This window comes from Sinomicrobium halophytocola (assembly GCF_052983395.1).
The window spans coordinates 201,281-220,523 of sequence record NZ_JBRKIT010000042.1 but is presented as its reverse complement, the minus strand read 5'-3'; the positions used below and the strand labels follow the sequence as shown (position 1 = coordinate 220,523).

Sequence of the window (19,243 nt, the reverse complement as noted above, 5' to 3'; positions counted from 1 at the left end):
GGGAGATAAAACCAATACCCCCATTAATTACCATATAAACCTAAACCCGAATATCCATGATAAAAAAATTACTCCTTTTCGCGTTTGCCTTATGCCTGTTTGCCGGCTACGGACAAAATCCCGTATGGAACCCGGTAAACGGAACGGGAAGATCAAAAATATTACCTAACAAAGCACATCTATCCTCCGGAAAGACCTTTACACTGGATGTAGAGGGCCTTAAAAGATCACTGCGCAATGCTCCCTTGAGGGGACAAGCCATGGGAAGATCAAACACCATTCTGGAATTTCCCGATGCCGAAGGAAAAATGGAAAAGTTCCGTGTTTCCGAAGCCCCGGTCATGCACCCCGCACTTGCTGCCAGGTACCCGGGAATAAAATCGTACGCAGGACAGGGTATTGACGATCCTTCCGCAACGATCCGTTTCAGCATTTCACACCTGGGACTGCACAGTATGAAACTTTCCGGCAACCACGGATCGGTATTTATAGAGCCCTATTCCGAAGACAGAAAACACTATATAGTTTACGACCGGAAAAAGTCAAAAGCCATGTCTGCTTTCGAATGCACCCTCCGGGATGATGTTATCGGGAAAACCGGTACAACAGCCACCAGGAATGCGGATGACAGTACCCTGAGAACATATCGCCTGGCCTTATCCGCTACCGGGGAGTACACGCAATATTTCGGGGGTACCATAGAAGATGCACTGGCCGCCATAAATACAACCATGACCAGGGTCAACGGTCTTTTTGAGAACGACTTTGCCATCACAACGGTGCTGATTGAAAATACGGATGAAGTCATCTATATCGATCCGGACTCCGATCCGTACACCGGAAGTTACAACAGCGAGCTGCAAAGCACGCTGACCAGCGTTATCGGCGAAGAAAATTACGATATCGGCCATGTATTCGTGCAGGGAAGTAACAACGGAAATGCAGGGTGTATCGGCTGTGTATGTGTAGACAACAGTAAAGGTAGCGGCTTCACCTCACATTCCACACCCGAAGGGGATAACTTCGATGTAGACTATGTGGCACACGAAATGGGGCATCAGTTCGGCGCCAACCATACCTTCGCCATTCGGGATGAAGGAACAGATGCTCATTACGAGCCGGGAAGCGGTTCCACCATCATGGGTTACGCCGGTATAACCGGTGCTACGGACGTACAGCCACATAGTGACCCTTACTTCCATGCCTTCAGCATAGAACAGGTTACCAATTACGTAAAAACCACCACCTGCCAGACCGACACACCTACGGGCAATAACATCCCCACAGCCGATGCCGGCCCGGATTATACCATCCCCAAAGGCACTCCTTTCTTACTTACCGGGGAAGGTACCGATGCGGACAGCGATGACGAACTTACCTATTGCTGGGAACAAATGGATGAGGACGATGCTCTGAATCCATTTCCAAGCCCTACGGCAACTTCCGGCCCCGTATTCCGGTCCATTATGCCATCCACATCAAAAACACGTTCCTTTCCTTCAATCTCTACATTATTGGAAGGTAACACTTCCTCCCAATGGGAAGCTGTCCCCGAAGTAGCCAGGGAACTCAACTTCCGGCTTACGGTAAGGGATAACCGTGCCGGGGGTGCGGCCAATAACAGTGATGACCTGACCCTTACCGTAAATGACGAGGCAGGCCCTTTTATCATTACCTCCCATGATACATTGACAAATATTGCTTCCGGAAGTACACAAACCGTTACCTGGGATGTTGCCGGAACCAATAGCGGAGCTATTAACGTACAGACTGTGGATATCCTGTTTGCCGCTTCCAGCGACTTTTCCGAACTCATTCCAATGGCCGAAAATGTGGAAAACAACGGAAGCCATGAAATTACTTTCCCGGATAATGTAAACACGGATAACGGAAGGATTGTGATACGGGCGGTAGATCATATTTTCTATGCGGTAAGCAAGGGAGACCTGTCTATAAGAGAATTTGCCCTGGCTTTCGAGACTACTGAATTTATTGCCTGCAAACCCGATGACCTGGAATTTTCCTTTACTTATCAGGCCGCTCCGGGGTTTACGGAAGAAGTTACCTTTTCTGCCATTGATGTTCCCGGGGGAACGGAAGTAAGTTTCGAACCGGCAATAGCCACGGAAACCGAAACCGAAATACATGTTACCGTTTCCGGAATAGACAGTACGTCCGTAGGATCTTATGCATTTACCATTGTCGGGGAATCGGAAGAAGGCCTCACCGATCAGGGTGAAATAACTATGGAAGTCCACGACAGCGGGGAACTCGGAATGGTGTCCCTGACATCTCCCTATAACGCCAGTGATGTCAATACAGGCATCACCCTGCAATGGGAAGAGATCGCCGATATACAATCATATATCGTCCAGGTAGCGACCGATGAAGATTTCTCTTCCGTAATCGATGAAGCTTCCGTTACGGAACCCGGATACAGTCCGCAGGAACTGGAATATGAACAGACCTATTACTGGAGGGTAAAAATCGTTGGGTTTTGTGGTGAAGGAGAGTACAGTGATACCTTCTACTTCCACACCTCCACTACCGCGCCAAGTTGCGATATGACAGAAAACAATACACAGGTTATCATAGACGATTCCAGTTCCAATGTCATAACTTCTTCTATCGAGATTACCGAAGCGGAACAACTGCAACTGACAGACCTGTCCCTGGGCCTGGATATTTCCCACACTTATGTTTCCGACCTCACGGTAAGCCTTACCTCTCCGTCGGGTACTACAGTGATCGTTTTGGAAGGTGTATGCGGTGGTAATGAAGACATAAGCGCGACGTTCAGCGATACAGGTTCTCCGCTGGAATGCGGCTCCACATCACCGGCGGTCAGCGGCAATATACAACCACAGGAATTATTTGAAGCATTTCACGGGGAAGATATAGAAGGAACATGGACCTTAACCGTTGAAGACGGCTTTGCTTTAGACGGCGGCGCTCTCAACTCCTTTTCGCTGGATATCTGCTCGGAACCTCCTTCCCTGGCTTTGACCGAAGACAATTTTACACTTAAAACCACCAGTGAAACCTGTCGCGATAACCAGGATGGTTCCATAAGCGTGGAAGCTCTTGAAATACTGGACTACCAAGCGGTGATCACCGCGGAAGACGGCACGGAAATAACAGGGGCTTTTCAGTACTTTTGGGAGACTACCGGACTGGATGCCGGGAATTACACAATGTGTATTACCGTTGATGGTTATCCGAATTTCGAACAGTGCTTCGACCTGACAATTTCCCAACCGGAAGAATTGACCGTATCGTCCTCCGTAAATGAAACCGGACGCACCATTGACCTTGAATTGAGAGGAGGAGCGCTCTACACCATACAATTAAACGGCATGACCACACAGACTTCCGAAAACAGGATATCCCTTGATCTCGAACCCGGAGAAAATGATCTGACCGTGAAGACAGGTAAAGACTGCCAGGGGGAATACCGCGAAAAGATCTATGTGGCACCTGATGATGTGGTTATTTACCCGAACCCCTTCCGTGAAACCACCAGGGTATTCATAGGAAATGCCATTAAAGGTAATATTCACATCTCGGTTTTCTCCCTCACCGGGCGCCTGGTCATGACCCAAAATTACAACAGGAACAACGGGAGCAGTGAATTCGAATTACAGGCTGCCAGCCTTGTGCCGGGTGTTTATCTTATTAAGATACAAGGAGAACAGTTCAAAAAAACCTTTAAAATGGTAAAATTATAACCGTTTTCAACCGGAAAGAGACAAAATTTCTTAGTTTTAACCAATACTACGAACAATGAAAAAATTAGCATTAGGCCTGGGCATTGTATTATCATTTATCATCATGAGCTGCAGCAATGATGATGACAATACCCCTTCGGAGCCCGGAATGGCCACCCTTATATTCCCGGAAAACAACTCGGAGTGTACTGCCGGTATTTCCGTAAATGACCTCAACAGTAGAATCCCATTCGAATGGGAGCCTTCAGAACACACGGATAGTTATCGCTTACGGGTACAAAACCTGAATGATGGTACAAGCCAGGAATATAGCACGGAAGCTACTTCCCTGGAAATTTTATTACAAAAAGGCGAACCCTATTCCTGGACCGTAACATCTATTAGCGCTGAAATCCCGGAAACCACCGAAAGTGAAAGCTGGAAATTCTACAATGCCGGTGACGGTGTGGAATCTTACGCCCCGTTCCCCGCAACAGCGATTGCTCCCGAACCGGGTGAAAATATTACCGCAGAAGGAGGCGCTGTTTCCCTGCAATGGGAAGGCAATGATATAGACGGAGATATCACAGGATATGATATATATTTCGGAAATTCGAACCCACCGGAAACGCCCATCGCAACCGAGCTGGAAGAAAGTGAGCTGGAAGGGATAAGTATCAGTCCTAAAACGGTGTATTACTGGAGCGTGGTTACAAAAGATTCCCAGGGCAACCGCTCTCAATCGGAAGTATTTATCTTTAAAGTAGATTGACCAGGCTAAAATTTGACTAAAACCGATATTTGCCTTATTTGCCGTTAAATGTATTCATGGTATTGGTAATTCCGGCAGTGGCAAAAGACCGTATAAGTTCACAAGCCTTTCCCAACCGTTCGGGAAGGGCTTTGTTTTCTTCTTCATTCCACTCCCCCAAAACGTAATCTATCTGCCTGCCTTTTGTAAATTCGGCTCCAACCCCAAAACGAAACCTGTTGTATTGTGTGGTATTCAACTGTGCTTGTATATCTTTAAGGCCATTGTGCCCGCCATCACTCCCCCGGGTCTTCAGACGGATCGTCCCGAAAGGAATGTTTATATCATCGGTAATAACCAGCACGTTCTCCAGGGATATTTTTTCTTTATCCATCCAGTATTTTACCGCTTTGCCACTCAGGTTCATATACGTAGCCGGTTTCAGAAGGATGAGACTCCTTCCCTTTACTTTATATAAAGCTTTGTCCCCCAGTTTCACCGTTTCAAATTGAAGGGATTCTTTTTCAGCCAGATAATCCAATACTTTAAAACCGATATTATGACGGGTATTTTCGTACTCTTTCCCGATATTTCCCAGGCCTACGATCAAAAACTTCTTCATAGTGTCGTCTTCGTTAAATACGGATAGTTCCTTCTCTTTAAAAATTCTCTTTATGAAAGACAGCATTGTATACCGTTTAAGGACAGGTAAAAATAAAAAAACATCCCGACAAGAGCCGGGATGTTTCTGCAAAAAAATGATATGCAATTATTTGCCTGTCTTCTCCGCTTTCGCAGCTTCCTGCGCAGCTTTCATGGCCGCACGTGATATTCTCACCTGGCAAACCACGGTATTATCCGGGTGCAGGATCTTATAATCATCATTGCCAAGAGCAGTAACATAAAGTTTGTTGCCTATTTCCAATTCGGAAATATTTGCTGGAATATAATCCGGCAGGTTCGCAGGAAGTGCTTTTACTTTAAGCTTACGCTTCGTAAGACGCAGTACCCCACCTTTTAAAACACCGGGAGCGCTTCCTTCAATTTTAACAGGGATTTCCAGTGTAACTTCATTATCATCATACATCCGATAAAAATCGATATGCAAAATCTTGTCCGTTACCGGGTGGAATTGAATGTCCTGCAGGATTGCATTGTATTTTCCTCCTTTTTCCAGGTCAATCACTACGGTATGTACGTCCGGAGTGTAAACCAATTTGGAAAACGCTAATTCGTCTGCCGAAAAGTGTAAAGGGCTATCTCCTCCGTAAAGTACGCAAGGAACCTTTTCAGCATTACGTAAGGCTTTAGTCGATGCTTTGCCCACGCTTTCTCTTTGAGATCCTTTAATTGTAATTGACTTCATTGTATATAAAAATTAAAACATTTCTTCTTAACACTGCAATCCGTTTGGATTACATCAAAAATTTAGAACTTATAGAGGTGTTCTGATGTACCCTTTGCATAACATCTGCAAAAAGATTGGCACAGGTCAGCACCTTCACTTTCGGGCTTTCTTTCTTCAGCGGAATAGAATCGGTTACAATCAATTCTTCCAGCTTGGAGTCTTCTATCCTTTCATAGGCATTCCCGGACAACAGGGCATGTGTTGTAATAGCCCGTACACTGATCGCTCCTTTTTCTATCATCAGGTCTGCCGCCCTGGTAAGCGTTCCCGCCGTATCTACCATATCGTCAACCAGAACCACATTTTTTCCTTCAACATCACCTATCAGTTCCATATGGTCTATAACATTGGCTTTCTTGCGCTGCTTATAGCAGATAACCACGTCACTTTCCAGGAACTTGGAATAAGCATAGGCTCGTTTGGAACCTCCCATATCCGGTGATGCAATGGTGAGGTTATCCAGCTCAAGAGACTCCAGATAGGGTAAAAATATGGTAGATGCAAATAAATGATCTACCGGTTTTTCAAAAAATCCTTGTATCTGGTCCGCATGCAGGTCCATCGTAATGATCCTCGTTGCACCGGCAGTTTCCAGTAATTTCGCTACCAGTTTGGCTCCTATCGGCACCCTCGGTTTGTCTTTCCTGTCCTGCCTGGCCCATCCGAAATACGGTAACACAGCGGTTATGTGCCTTGCCGAAGCTCTTTTGGCAGCATCGAGCATCAGCAACATTTCCATCAGGTTTTCCGTCCCGGGATGGGTGGATCCGATTATAAATATCCTCGATCCCCTTATCGATTCCTCAAAAGACGGCTGAAATTCACCGTCACTATATTTAGAGAACGTTACACGTCCTAATTCTGTCCCGAAAGATTCTGCAATTTTTTCTGCGAGAATCATACTTTGCTCACAGGCAAAAATCTTGGGTTCAGGCACGGTATAAGACATTATTATGGTGTTGTTTAGTAGTTTTGTCCTGTTTGTTAGCGAGGTGCAAATTTAGAAATTATTTTGATATGAGCACTTTTAATCCGCTTTTTTATTGATTCCCATTCACTTACCTGAAACCCTATCAATTATACGATTTTCCGGTACCGGGCAAATACCCTTTACCCCAGCATCTGTGCGGCCTTTTTCACGGCAGCTACCAGCGCATCGATTTCCTGCCTGGTATTATAGAATGCAAAACTGGCCCGTACGGTACCGGGTATCCTGTAATAATCCATTACAGGTTGCGCGCAATGGTGACCGGTCCGCACTGCAATTCCAAGTTTATCCACAATGGTACCTATATCATATGGGTGGATACCTTCCAGGTTAAAAGAAATGACGGAAGTCTTATGACCGGAGGTCCCGTAAATACGCAATCCTTCTATTCCGAGAAGTTCTTTGGTCGCATAAGACAGCAATTCGTTCTCATAGGCTTCTATTCTATCGAAACCGATACCATTCAGGTAATCCACGGCAACTCCAAAAGCGATACCACCACAAATATTGGGCGTTCCGGCTTCGAATTTGTGGGGCAGACCGGCATACGTGGTTTTTTCAAACGTCACTTCGGCGATCATTTCTCCACCACCCTGGTAGGGCGGAAGTTCCTTTAACCATTTTTCTTTTCCGTATAGTACCCCTACACCAGTAGGCCCGCACATTTTGTGTGCCGATGCCACATAAAAATCTACATCAAGAGCCTGTACGTCCGGTTTGACATGCGGACAAGCCTGTGCACCGTCGATCAGGACCGCGGCACCAACACCATGCGCCTTTTCTATAATCTCTTCTATGGGATTTACCGTACCAAGTGCATTGGAAATATGATTACAGAAAACCAGCCTGGTCTTTTCAGAGAGCAAGTCTGTATAGGCGTCCATCACCAACTCCCCTTCTTCGTTCATGGGGATAACCCGGAGCACGGCCCCTGTTTTTTCGCACAACATTTGCCAAGGCACAATATTGGAATGGTGTTCCATAGCCGATACGATGATCTCATCCCCTTCCTCCAGGAACGAAGAAAATCCACTCGCAACCAGGTTGATACCATGTGTAGTACCTGAAGTAAAGATCATTTCATATGCTTTTGCCGCATTAAAATGCTTCTGCAGTTTTATCCGGGCTTGTTCATATGCATCGGTAGCTTCCTGCGACAGGGTATGCACACCCCGGTGTATATTGGCATTATACCGGGAATAATAATCTACAATGGCATCTATAACTACCTGCGGTGTCTGTGACGTCGCTGCATTGTCAAAATACACCAAAGGTTTTCCGTTCACCTGTCGTTGCAGTATGGGGAAATCCTTTCGTATTTCCTCTATATTAAAAGGGACCGTATGCGGTATTGTAGTGGCCATTGCAAAAAAATAATGAGTTAAAGAGTTAAGAAGTTAAAAACTAAAAGTATATAAACGAGAATAATCTAAATAACATAGGGCTTCTCCTTTTATATATTCGATCTAATTGGCTAATTGTTTTGAAATGAGCAAGACCGATTCTTTTAACTTTTTATACTCCTTTTCTTCTATATAGTCTATTTTCTGTAAAATATTAAGTAAGTTTCGAACTTCTCCCGCAGAACCTTTTGCGATACACAGGAAACGAACCAACTACTCCCTATCTGTCTCCCGTTCAAATCCTTCCGAAATATTGTTTGAAATGGAGATAACAGCTTTTTTGATCTGTTCATTCAAAGTATATTCATACCGGAAAACTTCTTTTTTGAGTAACTGAAAGATTTCTACAGTAAAAGTCCGTGTATCTTGATACACCTCAAGGTCTTCGGACGAATTATATGCCCCTATGTCTTGAACTTTTCCTCTTTACCTCTTTTTCTCTTAGCTTAAAGTTCAAAACCGAGATTAACACCCAGCTTTTTCGCGATAAGCTTGTTGATACGTGCTTTTACTTCCGGTATTTTTACGCTTTCGAGAACATTATTGGCAAAGGCATACATAAGAAGCGCCTTAGCTTCTTTCATAGGAATTCCCCTGGAACGAAGATAAAATAACGCTTCTTCATCCAGTTGTCCAATAGTACATCCGTGCGAACATTTTACGTCATCGGCAAATATCTCCAATTGGGGCTTGGCATTGATCGTGGCTTTATCGTCCAGAAGGATATTATTGTTCTGCTGGAAAGCATTGGTCTTTTGCGCCTCTTTTTCCACAATCACCTTACCGTTGAAAACCCCGGTACTGCGATCGGCATATATACCTTTATAATCCTGGTGACTTTCGCAATGGGGATATACATGATTTACAAGGGTATGATGGTCCACATGCTGTTTTTCCCCTATAATAGTAATTCCCTTCAGTGTGGAAGTGACATGCTCGTCCCTGTGATAAAAATTCAGGTTATTGCGGGTAAGGTTTCCGCCTATAGAAAATGTATGTACGGAAGCATGGCTGTTTTTCTCCTGAGACACATAAGTATTATCTATCAGAGAAGCCGCATGGTTGTCATTTTGAATCTTGTAGTAATCTACCAGAGCTTCCTTACCTGCAAATATCTCGGTTACAACATTGGTGAGTACAGGGTTTTCCGTAAGGCTCTGATGACGCTCAATGATCTGTACCTGTGCATTTTCACCTACGACGATCAGGTTCCTGGGCTGAAGCATCATTGCAGGCTCTTTACCGGTAGAAAAATGCAGGATCTGAATGGGTTTATCCACAACCTTTCCTTTGGGAATGTTTATGAATGCCCCTTCTTTTAAGAAGGCCGTATTAAGAGCGGTAAGACTATCTTCCGAATTAGCAGCCCGGTTAAAGTATTTTTCAATAATGGCCCTGTATTTTGGCTTGCTCAAGGCAGAACTCATAAGACATACATCCAGTCCGTCATGCGAGGTTGCCGACAGATTCGAACTGTACCTGCCGTCCACAAAAGCTATTTTATACGAATCTATATCATGGATAAAATACCGCATTACATCCTTAAACTCCAATCCTGTATCCTCTTTCGGGAACAGGCTGTAGTTCTGCTTCAGGATAGCATTTAAAGAAGTATATTTCCAAGCTTCTTCCTTCCTGGTCGGAAATCCCTTTTTGTCGAATTTCTTTATCGCATCCGAACAGATATCATGTATGGGCGAATGCACATCCAGTCCGTCTTCATACGCAAAGAAAGAAGAAACCAATTTATCTTTTAATTCCATCACTTACTTTAAGTTTCTGTGTTTTCTGTTTCTATTGTTTCTGGGTTTCTGTGTGTCCGGTTTCCTATCCCTCATCTTTGAATTTCAACCCCTTGTAATCTTTCTTATTTAAATAAATTACCAGGTTTGCAATGCGCTTACTGGGGGTTTTATAGTCATTTTTCAATCTCTCCGGTTTTTCTTCCGAAATATACCCGGAATCAAACACTCGGTACAATTGCGATCTTGTTTCACCTGCGGAACCTTTTGCTATAGAAAGAAAGTGTTTAAATTCCATATTTCCATCCCTTTCAAAGCCTTCCGAAATGTTATCCATCACTGACCTGGAAGATCCTTTTATCTGATATTGGAGTTTAAAATCATGTTTTAAATCCGTATCTTTCGAAATAGTTAAATCTCTTTATGCAACCTTCTTGCTTCCTTCCAGATATCCAAATCCTCAAAACTGGTAATCGTTGCCATAAGACGAAGGGTTCATTAGCATAAAAACATGAAACCAAAAACTATAGAAACAAGAAACTAATTATTAACTTTTTCCTGTTTTATCCAGTCGTACCCTTTTTCTTCCAGTTCATGTGCCAGTTCCGCACCTCCGGATTTTACGATCTTTCCGTCGAGGAGTACATGTACAAAATCCGGAACGATATAATCCAGCAATCTCTGGTAATGTGTAATTACGACTACGGCATTGTCTTTGGAACGCAAACGGTTGACCCCGTTAGATACAATACGAAGGGCATCGATATCCAGTCCGGAATCCGTTTCGTCCAGAATGGCCAGTTTCGGCTCCAGCATGGCCAGCTGGAATATTTCGTTTCGTTTTTTCTCTCCACCGGAAAACCCTTCGTTTAAAGAACGGGAAAGAAACTTACGGTCTATTTCCAGAAGCTCTGATTTTTCCCGTATTTTCTTCAGCATTTCATTAGCAGGCATCTCTTTCAGCCCCTGTGCTTTCCGGGTTTCGTTGATGGCAGTCTTCATGAAGTTAGTCACCGATACACCGGGAATTTCCACGGGATACTGGAAAGACAGAAAAATACCTTTGTGTGCTCTTTCCTCTGCAGAAAGTTCCTCCAGGTCTTCACCCTCAAAAACAATGTTTCCTTCCGTAACTTCAAACTCCTCCTTGCCGGCGATAACGGAAGACAACGTACTTTTACCGGAACCGTTAGGTCCCATGATAGCATGCACTTCCCCGGCATTCACCTCGATGTTTATCCCCTTTAATATCTCCTTGCCTTCTATACCGGCACGTAAGTTGTTTATCTTTAGCATTTCTTATTAAAATTTAAAAACCGGCACCTTGTTCTTTATCCTGTAAGGACAAAGGTTGGGCTACCATTTTTTGCATTACTACTGTTCGACTGTATTCCGATAAATAACGGTGATTTTTTTAGCGTTCTACCCGACAGAACCTTCCAGCGAGATTTCCAGTAATTTCTGTGCTTCCACGGCAAATTCCATAGGTAGTTTATTCAGGACCTCTTTACTAAAGCCGTTAACGATTAACGCAATGGCCTTTTCCGTATCGATTCCCCGCTGGTTACAGTAAAAGATCTGGTCTTCCCCGATTTTCGAGGTCGTAGCCTCGTGTTCTATCTGGGCTGTTTTATTTTTGACTTCTATGTACGGGAAGGTGTGTGCTCCGCAATTGTTGCCCATCAACAAGGAATCACACTGTGAAAAGTTCCGTGCATTTTCGGCCCTGCTGTTGATCTGCACCAGTCCCCGGTAACTGTTCTGTGATTTTCCCGCGGAAACACCTTTGGATATAATGGTACTCCTGGTATTTTTTCCGAGATGGATCATTTTGGTCCCGGTATCTGCCTGCTGATAGTTATTGGTTACGGCGATAGAGTAAAATTCCCCGACGGAGTTATCGCCTTTCAGTATACAACTGGGGTATTTCCAGGTAATGGCACTGCCCGTTTCTACCTGAGTCCAGGAGATCTTGGCATTGGTTTCGCACAACCCTCTTTTGGTTACAAAGTTATACACCCCGCCCTTACCGTCTTTTCCTCCGGGAAACCAGTTCTGAACCGTAGAGTATTTTATTTCGGCATCTTCGAGGGCGACCAGTTCCACTACGGCAGCGTGCAGCTGGTTCTCATCGCGCATAGGCGCAGTACAGCCTTCCAGGTAACTCACATAGCTCCCTTCGTCCGCAATGACCAATGTCCGCTCAAACTGTCCGGTCCCCGCCTGGTTAATACGGAAATATGTAGACAATTCCATCGGACAACGCACCCCTTTGGGTATGTAACAGAACGAACCGTCCGAGAACACCGCCGAATTAAGAGCCGCGTAAAAATTATCTTTTTTGGGCACTACGGAACCGATATATTTCTTTACGAGTTCCGGGTGCTCTTTAATAGCTTCACTGATAGAGCAGAAAATAATCCCTTTTTCAGCGAGCGTCTTCTTAAAGGTAGTAGCTACGGAAACGGAATCCATCACTACATCTATGGCCACTCCCGCAAGCTTTTTCTGTTCGTCGAGCGATATTCCCAGTTTACTGAACGTTTCCAGCAATTCCGGATCTACTTCATCCAGGCTGTTATATTTGTCTTTCTTCTTAGGCGCCGAATAATAACTGATATTCTGAAAATCGGGCTTTTTATATGTTACATTGGCCCATTCCGGCTCGATCATCAGCTCCCATGCTTTGAAAGCTTCCACACGCCACTCGGTCATCCATTCCGGTTCTTCTTTCTTCCTGGAAATGGCCCGCACGATCTCCTCGTTAAGCCCCACAGGAAATGTCTCCGACTCTATATCCGTATAAAAACCGTATTCGTATTCTTTGGTTTCAAGTTCTTTTTTTAATTCTTCCTCTGTATATGCCATCGCTTTTATTTCATACAATTAACATCCGTCCTGCCCTGTAAAGGAGAAGCAAAAATCCCGTTATCGTTTATAACGAAAAGCTCTCCCCGCATCCGCAGGTCCGCTGTGCATTCGGGTTATTGAACACAAATCCTTTTCCATTAAGTCCGCCCGAATATTCCAGTGTCGTCCCTACCAGATATAAAAAACTCTTTTTATCTACAAGGATACGCACCGCATTATCTTCAAAGATTTTATCATCTTCGTTTTGCAGCTTGTCAAACTTCAGTTCGTATGACAGGCCACTACATCCCCCGCTTTTAACGCCTACGCGCACAAAGTCCATGGAAGCATCAAAACCTCCTTCGGTCATAAGCTCTACAACCTTCCGCTTTGCTGTGTCTGAAACTCTTATCATGGTTTTATCGTGGTTTAATCTTAAATTGCAATGCAAAGATAGTAACTATAATAGACTTAATAAACTATTTACACAGCAATTACACAATCACAGTATAAGGGAAATTTATAACAATCGCATGCCGAAAAACGGGGCAAGGATACATTGCTCATTTTTTCTCATGACATCTTCCGTCCGGATAAATCAACACATTTGTTATCTTTCAAAAACTCCTACCTTTGCACTATGATAGAAGACAAAGACCCACAACGCACTTCGCTTTCCGAACTTGGTGAATTCGGGCTCATTGAACATTTGACCAAGGACTTTAAGGTTACGCGAAAATCCACGGTAAAAGGAGTAGGAGATGATGCTGCCGTGCTGGATTTCAAAAACAAAAAGACCGTGATCACCAATGACCTGCTGGTGGAAGGTGTTCACTTCGACCTGGCTTATGTACCCTTAAAACACCTGGGATACAAAGCTGTTATGGTTAACCTGTCCGACATTTACGCCATGAATGCCACGGCTACCCAGATCACCGTTTCCATTGCCGTTTCCAATCGCTTTCCGCTGGAAGCCCTGGAAGAACTTTACGATGGTATTGCACTGGCCTGCGAACTATACGACGTGGATATGATAGGTGGCGACACCACATCTTCCAATAAGGGATTATTTATATCCGTCACCGCCATAGGTGAAGCGAAAAGCGAGGACCTGGTATACCGTAACGGCGCAAAACCCAATGATCTCCTGGTAGTTTCCGGCGACCTGGGAGGTGCCTATATGGGACTACAGGTGCTGAAAAGAGAAAAAGAGGTGTTTAAAGTAAATCCCAACAACCAGCCGGACCTGTCCATGTACACCTACATTGTGGAAAGACAGCTGAAACCGGAAGCCAGAAAAGACATTCCCGTACTGCTTAAGGAACTCGGGGTGAAACCCACCTCTATGATAGATATATCGGACGGTCTTTCTTCGGAGATCTTACACCTTTGCAAGCAATCGGGCGTAGGATGCAACCTGTACGAAGACAAAATACCCCTGGACCCGCAGGTTATTTCCACCAGCGAGGAGTTTGACATAAACAGCACCATGGTTGCCCTAAGTGGCGGAGAGGACTACGAACTGCTCTTTACCATCACACAGGAAGATTATCCTAAAATTCAGGGAAACCCTCACCTGACTATCATCGGACACATGACTCTGGAAAATGAAGGCATGCATTTAATATCGCGGGCAAACACGAAAATCCCCCTCAAAGCAAGAGGCTGGAATGCCCTGAAAGAAGAATAATTTCAAGCGGCAGAACTGGAATGCTGCTTTTTCTGATGTAATTCGGCCAGCGTCTCGTTGATCTCTTTCAGTTGTGAGGTCAGCGAGGTCAGTCGCCCTTCATCATTTACGGTTACTTCGGCCCTGCAACAACTACACTGATACTCTTTAATGTAAGATGTCACTTCTTTTGTTACCCTGAATCGATGTCCGAAGATGAAGCAGAGTATCCGGGCCATAGAAAAAACGGATTTGTTAGACTTTATATGCATGGTTTGGGTAGTTTTGGATTCACGCCCCCGAATATACTATTTTATAAATCAAAAATCAAAAAAATTCCGGCTATTTCTTTAAAAACCAACATATTGCATACAAAACTTCTTTTTTATTCTCAATATGGCTCATATGACCGTCCGAAACTTCAAAAATCGCAACATCAGCGCCCTTTGTCTGGTCCATCAGGACATCAAAATTCAGGACGGGATCTTTTTTCCCGAGGATCATCATCTTTTTGTAAGGTGAAAAATGCAGAAGCACTTCCCTGTCCTCCCGGATCTTCATCCCTTCCAGGGCAGCTACAATACCCTGCAAAGGTGTTTTAAGAGCCTCCGTTTTAATTTCTTTTATTTCCTCGCGGAATATTGTACGGTTTTTGGGCCGGAAAAGATTGGAAATAGCCATTCTGATAAAATTCCGATGGTTCTGTTTTACTGCAACAATGGCACGGTCCCTGTTTTGTCTCCGGGCCTCATCATCCGCCCGGGCGGTAGAATTGAGCAATACCAGACCCTTTATGGCATCCGGGTTCTTCTCCGCAAAGGCCAGGGCCACATAGCCTCCCATTGAATGCCCCACCAGTACGGATTTGCGTATCTTCAGGTGTTTTAACACCTCTTCTACGGCTTCGGCCATCATCTCCATGGTATGCACATAGCCGAGACACCCCGTCTGCCCGTGCCCCAGGAGATCTATGGCGACCACCCTGTTTTTATCGGAAAGTCCCGGAATCAGGCCTTTCCACATACCGGAGTTCTCTAAAAAACCATGTAAAAGTACCAAAACAGGCCCTTTGCCTTCTTCCGTATAAAAAACGGGAATACCTTTGTGATTAATTGTCATTTGCCGTTCTGCTTTATGATCCCATAAGAAAATGCAAAGTTGTGCATTTCGTACACAAAAGCCAAAATCCTTCTCAATATTAATTTCTCTAATATAGTTGAAACCTTACGGGATATATCCAGATACAAAAAGCCGGTAAAGGATTTCCCCCTTTAAAGCCCGGAAAACGGCCATTAAAGCAATCCCTTTGACACCGGAAGTAATTGGTTTAGCGGCTTAACCATTTCCTTTAGCCGCGAAACGGGTTACTTTGACGGCTAAACGAGTTAAGTTGACCGCTTAACCAAATACGTTTGCCGCTTACACAGTTATGTTGACCGCAGAAGTAGTTCGGTTAGCGGCTAAACCATTCCCTTTAGCCGCGAAACGGGTTACTTTGACGGCTAAACCGGTTAAGTTGACCGCTTAAGCAAATACATTTGCCGCATAAGTAGTTCGGTTGACCGCTAAACCGGTTGGTTTAGCGGTCAACCCAAACCGGTCCGCCGTCAACGCATTCCCTTAAATGGCATTATCGGGACTTGTCCGCAAATAAAAAGCGGTGTTACGTTTGCTGTAGATCACCACCTTTTCGGCAATCTGTTTCCAATACTCATGGGCTTTCCCTAAAAACCAGCCTATGGGCTCACCACCCAAGAAATATAATACTGTGAACCGACGAGCCCGGTACCTACTGCGGTAAAATATTCATTTCCGCCAATATTGGTCCCGCCGACCTTAAAGGTGGACTTTACGGCGGGAACCCGGTAATTAAGCTGTACATCCATAACGGAAAACGCCGGAACATTCCCGTCGGCAAAACTGGCCTGCCAGAAAAACGCATCACTCCATCTCCAATTGATATTAAACCCGAAATTTTCAAACAGCTCCGTATTACCGAAATGGGCTTTTACCTTGTGTTTAGGCGTATTGAACCCGGGGCGAAAATCAGGGTCTTTATCTTCGTCAAAGTCAAAATCGGCAAAGGTATAGTTGACCCCGAGATCGAAATTTCCCATTACTTTAGCATCCAGTCCCAGGGTAGCTCCATACGAATTTATATCCACCGAGGAGTTGGTATACGCCTGGTACGCCTGAAAATCACCCTGGCTCAGGGCGATAAGCGCCCGGGGGGTAGGTCCCGTACCCAGATCAACCGGGTCCGAGAGGTCCAGTGCCCCGTAAAAAGGGACCACGACCGTTTCATTGGCAATAAAATCTTCATACTTATTATAGTAAACACTCGCGTCTATAGTAACTTTTTGTAATTGCCCGCGGTATCCCACCTCAAAAGCCGTAACCTTTTCGGGCTTCACCTTTTCCACATCGGCAATTGCCAGTAAAGCCGGGTTTGGAGCGCCCGCCTCTGCAGAGGCGCTGAATGCCTGTACTGACCGGGCGGAATACGCCTGCTCGTAAGCATGCCTTCCGGAAATATCGGCAGTAGGACTTCCTGCCACCATAGCCCCTATATCACTCAATTCATAAGTACGTACATAACGATCGAGATTCTCCTCGGCAGAACCTATTAAAACAGCTCTTCCCGCATCCAGACCGATAAAGAGGTCCTGCGTGGTAGGATTCCGGAACCCGGTCTGGAAAGAAGCCCTTAAATTGTGGTTCCTGTTTTGTCCCGCCGTGTATCCCAAAGACACCCTGGGGGAGACAAAGCCATCAAAAAGCTGTGACTTATCATAACGGAGCGATCCGGTGAACTTCAACCGCTCATCGAGTACCTTTTTCTGTATCTGTGTGTAAGCCCCATATTCCGAATAGGTAATGGGGCCATCGTAGTCGGTAAAGATAGTCCCGTAAGAATTCAGGACATATTCCCGAAACGATCCTCCTACCTGGATATCGGCAAAGCTTTCTGTCCAGTGACTAAAATTGTAGTTGGCATCTATATGTCTCATTTTCGTATTATCCTGAAACCTGGAACCGCTGGCCAGGTCCGGGCTTCCTGTCACTTGCCGAAAGGCACTCTCAAATTCGGCTGTTCCCGGCTCCAGTCGCCCTGTATCGGCAATCTGCCGGGCAAAAGAATGAGAAGCGGTGGCATCGCCCGGAGCAAAACCGGCGCCTCCCTGAAAAGCAGTGAGATAAGCACCAACATATTCTCCAAACCATTGTTCATCGGGCTTCCATAGCCTGTTCATGTTAATTCCGGTAAAACGCATGTCGTAAGAATCTCCTGCTTTTTCCGCGGTAATGTATCCCCGAACAAAAAAATTGTTATTGCGGAACTCGATTTTGTGTTGCTGTATAAAGAAGTCGCGTAAAGCATAGCGGTTCGCCCCCTGGTAAATCGTAGAACCGCGGCCCAGTCTGCCGTTGTATATAATCTCAAAATCGTTGGCAAAAGGGCGATAGTGCAATGAAAAATCGGCTTTAACACTTTCGGCCTTGTAATCGGTAAGGTCCCTTTCGGCATACCCTGTACGGCTTACCACCTGGTCCGGCACCAGGTTTTGCGCTCCGTCGGGAAGTAATCCCAGGGCTACCATATCGTTGGCAACACTTTTTATACTCGTACTTACTTCATCTCCATAGATATTCATCCCGTCATAATCCGGATTGGCACGGGTTGCCCCCGGATTGAGCACATCTTCCTCGTTTACGGCATACCAGTCTGTCCCCCGCAAATAGGAAAAGTTGGCTTTTACCGCAAATTTATCACTGAACGCATGAGCCATTCTTATACCCAAGTCATAAAAAGCATTGTCTCCGGCAGCCTCCTGGGAGGTGATCCCGCTCTTGACATAAGCACTTATTCCCTGGTAATCGAAGGGGTTTTTACTGGTCATGAACAAAATTCCGTTAAAGGCATTTGCCCCGTACAAGGCAGACGAGGCTCCCGGGAGCAATTCCACACTGTGTACATCGAGTTCTGACATACCCACCAGGTTTCCCAATACAAAGTTTAATGCCGGCGAGGTATTGTCCATACCATCTACCAATTGCACAAAACGCGTATTGGCGAATGAAGCGAATCCGCGTGTGTTTACGGACTTAAAGGTAAAGGAGTTGGTGTTGATATCCACCCCTTTGAGATTTTCCAGGCCGTCATAGAAATTCGCCGAGGAAGTATTCCTTATTTCCCGTACCCCGAAACGCTCTACCGTTACCGGCGATTCAAAGATACGTTCCGGTGTACGGGATGCGGAGATCACAATTTCGTCCAGCAACGTCTCCTGTTCCTGAAGCCGGACATTTATTTCCTGACCGGAGGAGGTCACATCTACTGTTACCGATGCATAGCCTATACTGGAGATAGACAATACAAATGGCAGGGATTCGGAAGTTTCCAGGGTAAATACCCCGTGCATGTCGGTAACCGCTCCCACGGTTTTACCAACCAGAACCACATTGGCCCCGGGAACAGGCTCCCCGTTTTCATCGGTCACCGTCCCGGAAACCGTAATTTGTGCATAGGAGAAGGCCCCCCACAAAAAAAGAAGGATAAAAACAAAAGTTCTCATAGTATACAATTATTGATTTAGCAATAACAATATACTAATTTTTAACATTTAATTAATATTTATGCCTGATATTTTATTATCAATAATATCATGTTTGTTTTTATAAATTTCCCGCATTTTCATTTTGTTTCTTACCAGGTAAAATGAT

Annotated in this window: 15 protein-coding genes and 1 pseudogene; 3 read left to right on the top strand and 13 right to left on the bottom strand. The window is 45.0% G+C overall.

Annotation, left to right across the window (positions count from 1 at the left end):
• Positions 1–56: 56 nt before the first annotated feature.
• Positions 57–3,728 (top strand): reprolysin-like metallopeptidase, encoded by a 3,672-nt coding sequence (locus ACVBDY_RS19305; RefSeq protein ID WP_447177102.1) that lies wholly within the window; start codon positions 57–59, stop codon positions 3,726–3,728.
• Between the two features lie 55 nt (positions 3,729–3,783).
• Positions 3,784–4,479, top strand: a complete 696-nt coding sequence (locus tag ACVBDY_RS19300; protein ID WP_447177101.1) for a fibronectin type III domain-containing protein — start codon at positions 3,784–3,786, stop codon at positions 4,477–4,479.
• Positions 4,480–4,513: 34 nt separating this feature from the next.
• On the opposite strand, the gene pth is transcribed toward ACVBDY_RS19300, so the two are convergent.
• From pth to ACVBDY_RS19250, 10 genes and pseudogenes are all read right to left on the bottom strand, one after another.
• Positions 4,514–5,146 carry an aminoacyl-tRNA hydrolase gene (pth, locus tag ACVBDY_RS19295; RefSeq protein WP_447177100.1) on the bottom strand — a complete coding sequence of 211 codons (633 nt, stop codon included), beginning with the start codon at positions 5,144–5,146 and terminating at the stop codon, positions 4,514–4,516.
• Positions 5,147–5,227: 81 nt separating this feature from the next.
• Positions 5,228–5,824 (bottom strand): 50S ribosomal protein L25/general stress protein Ctc, encoded by a 597-nt coding sequence (locus tag ACVBDY_RS19290; protein WP_447177099.1) that lies wholly within the window; start codon positions 5,822–5,824, stop codon positions 5,228–5,230.
• A gap of 49 nt (positions 5,825–5,873) precedes the next feature.
• Positions 5,874–6,815, bottom strand: coding sequence for a ribose-phosphate pyrophosphokinase (locus ACVBDY_RS19285; protein ID WP_447177098.1), 942 nt, complete (start codon positions 6,813–6,815; stop codon positions 5,874–5,876).
• Positions 6,816–6,976: 161 nt separating this feature from the next.
• Positions 6,977–8,218, bottom strand: coding sequence for an aminotransferase class V-fold PLP-dependent enzyme (locus ACVBDY_RS19280; protein ID WP_447177097.1), 1,242 nt, complete (start codon positions 8,216–8,218; stop codon positions 6,977–6,979).
• A 102-nt stretch (positions 8,219–8,320) separates the two neighbouring features.
• Positions 8,321–8,632 (bottom strand): annotated as a pseudogene (locus ACVBDY_RS19275) (four helix bundle protein).
• A 71-nt stretch (positions 8,633–8,703) separates the two neighbouring features.
• A complete protein-coding gene (sufD, locus tag ACVBDY_RS19270) occupies positions 8,704–10,020 on the bottom strand; it encodes a Fe-S cluster assembly protein SufD (RefSeq protein ID WP_447177248.1) in 1,317 nt (438 codons plus the stop codon).
• A gap of 64 nt (positions 10,021–10,084) precedes the next feature.
• Positions 10,085–10,360 (bottom strand): four helix bundle protein, encoded by a 276-nt coding sequence (locus ACVBDY_RS19265; RefSeq protein ID WP_447177247.1) that lies wholly within the window; start codon positions 10,358–10,360, stop codon positions 10,085–10,087.
• Positions 10,361–10,539: 179 nt separating this feature from the next.
• Positions 10,540–11,295 (bottom strand): Fe-S cluster assembly ATPase SufC, encoded by a 756-nt coding sequence (gene sufC, locus ACVBDY_RS19260; RefSeq protein WP_447177096.1) that lies wholly within the window; start codon positions 11,293–11,295, stop codon positions 10,540–10,542.
• 126 nt (positions 11,296–11,421) lie between these two features.
• A complete protein-coding gene (sufB, locus tag ACVBDY_RS19255) occupies positions 11,422–12,867 on the bottom strand; it encodes a Fe-S cluster assembly protein SufB (protein ID WP_447177095.1) in 1,446 nt (481 codons plus the stop codon).
• Positions 12,868–12,934: 67 nt separating this feature from the next.
• Positions 12,935–13,264 carry a HesB/IscA family protein gene (locus tag ACVBDY_RS19250; RefSeq protein WP_447177094.1) on the bottom strand — a complete coding sequence of 110 codons (330 nt, stop codon included), beginning with the start codon at positions 13,262–13,264 and terminating at the stop codon, positions 12,935–12,937.
• Between the two features lie 225 nt (positions 13,265–13,489).
• Here ACVBDY_RS19250 and thiL point away from each other — a divergent pair, with 225 nt between their 5' ends.
• Positions 13,490–14,539 (top strand): thiamine-phosphate kinase, encoded by a 1,050-nt coding sequence (gene thiL / locus ACVBDY_RS19245; RefSeq protein ID WP_447177093.1) that lies wholly within the window; start codon positions 13,490–13,492, stop codon positions 14,537–14,539.
• 2 nt (positions 14,540–14,541) lie between these two features.
• On the opposite strand, the gene ACVBDY_RS19240 is transcribed toward thiL, so the two are convergent.
• From ACVBDY_RS19240 to ACVBDY_RS19230, 3 genes are all read right to left on the bottom strand, one after another.
• Positions 14,542–14,790, bottom strand: coding sequence for a DUF1660 family phage protein (locus ACVBDY_RS19240; RefSeq protein ID WP_447177092.1), 249 nt, complete (start codon positions 14,788–14,790; stop codon positions 14,542–14,544).
• A gap of 70 nt (positions 14,791–14,860) precedes the next feature.
• On the bottom strand, positions 14,861–15,637 hold the full coding sequence (locus tag ACVBDY_RS19235; protein WP_447177091.1) for an alpha/beta fold hydrolase: 777 nt from the start codon (positions 15,635–15,637) through the stop codon (positions 14,861–14,863).
• A gap of 617 nt (positions 15,638–16,254) precedes the next feature.
• Positions 16,255–19,095 (bottom strand): TonB-dependent receptor, encoded by a 2,841-nt coding sequence (locus ACVBDY_RS19230; RefSeq protein ID WP_447177090.1) that lies wholly within the window; start codon positions 19,093–19,095, stop codon positions 16,255–16,257.
• Between the last annotated feature and the right edge of the window lie 148 nt (positions 19,096–19,243).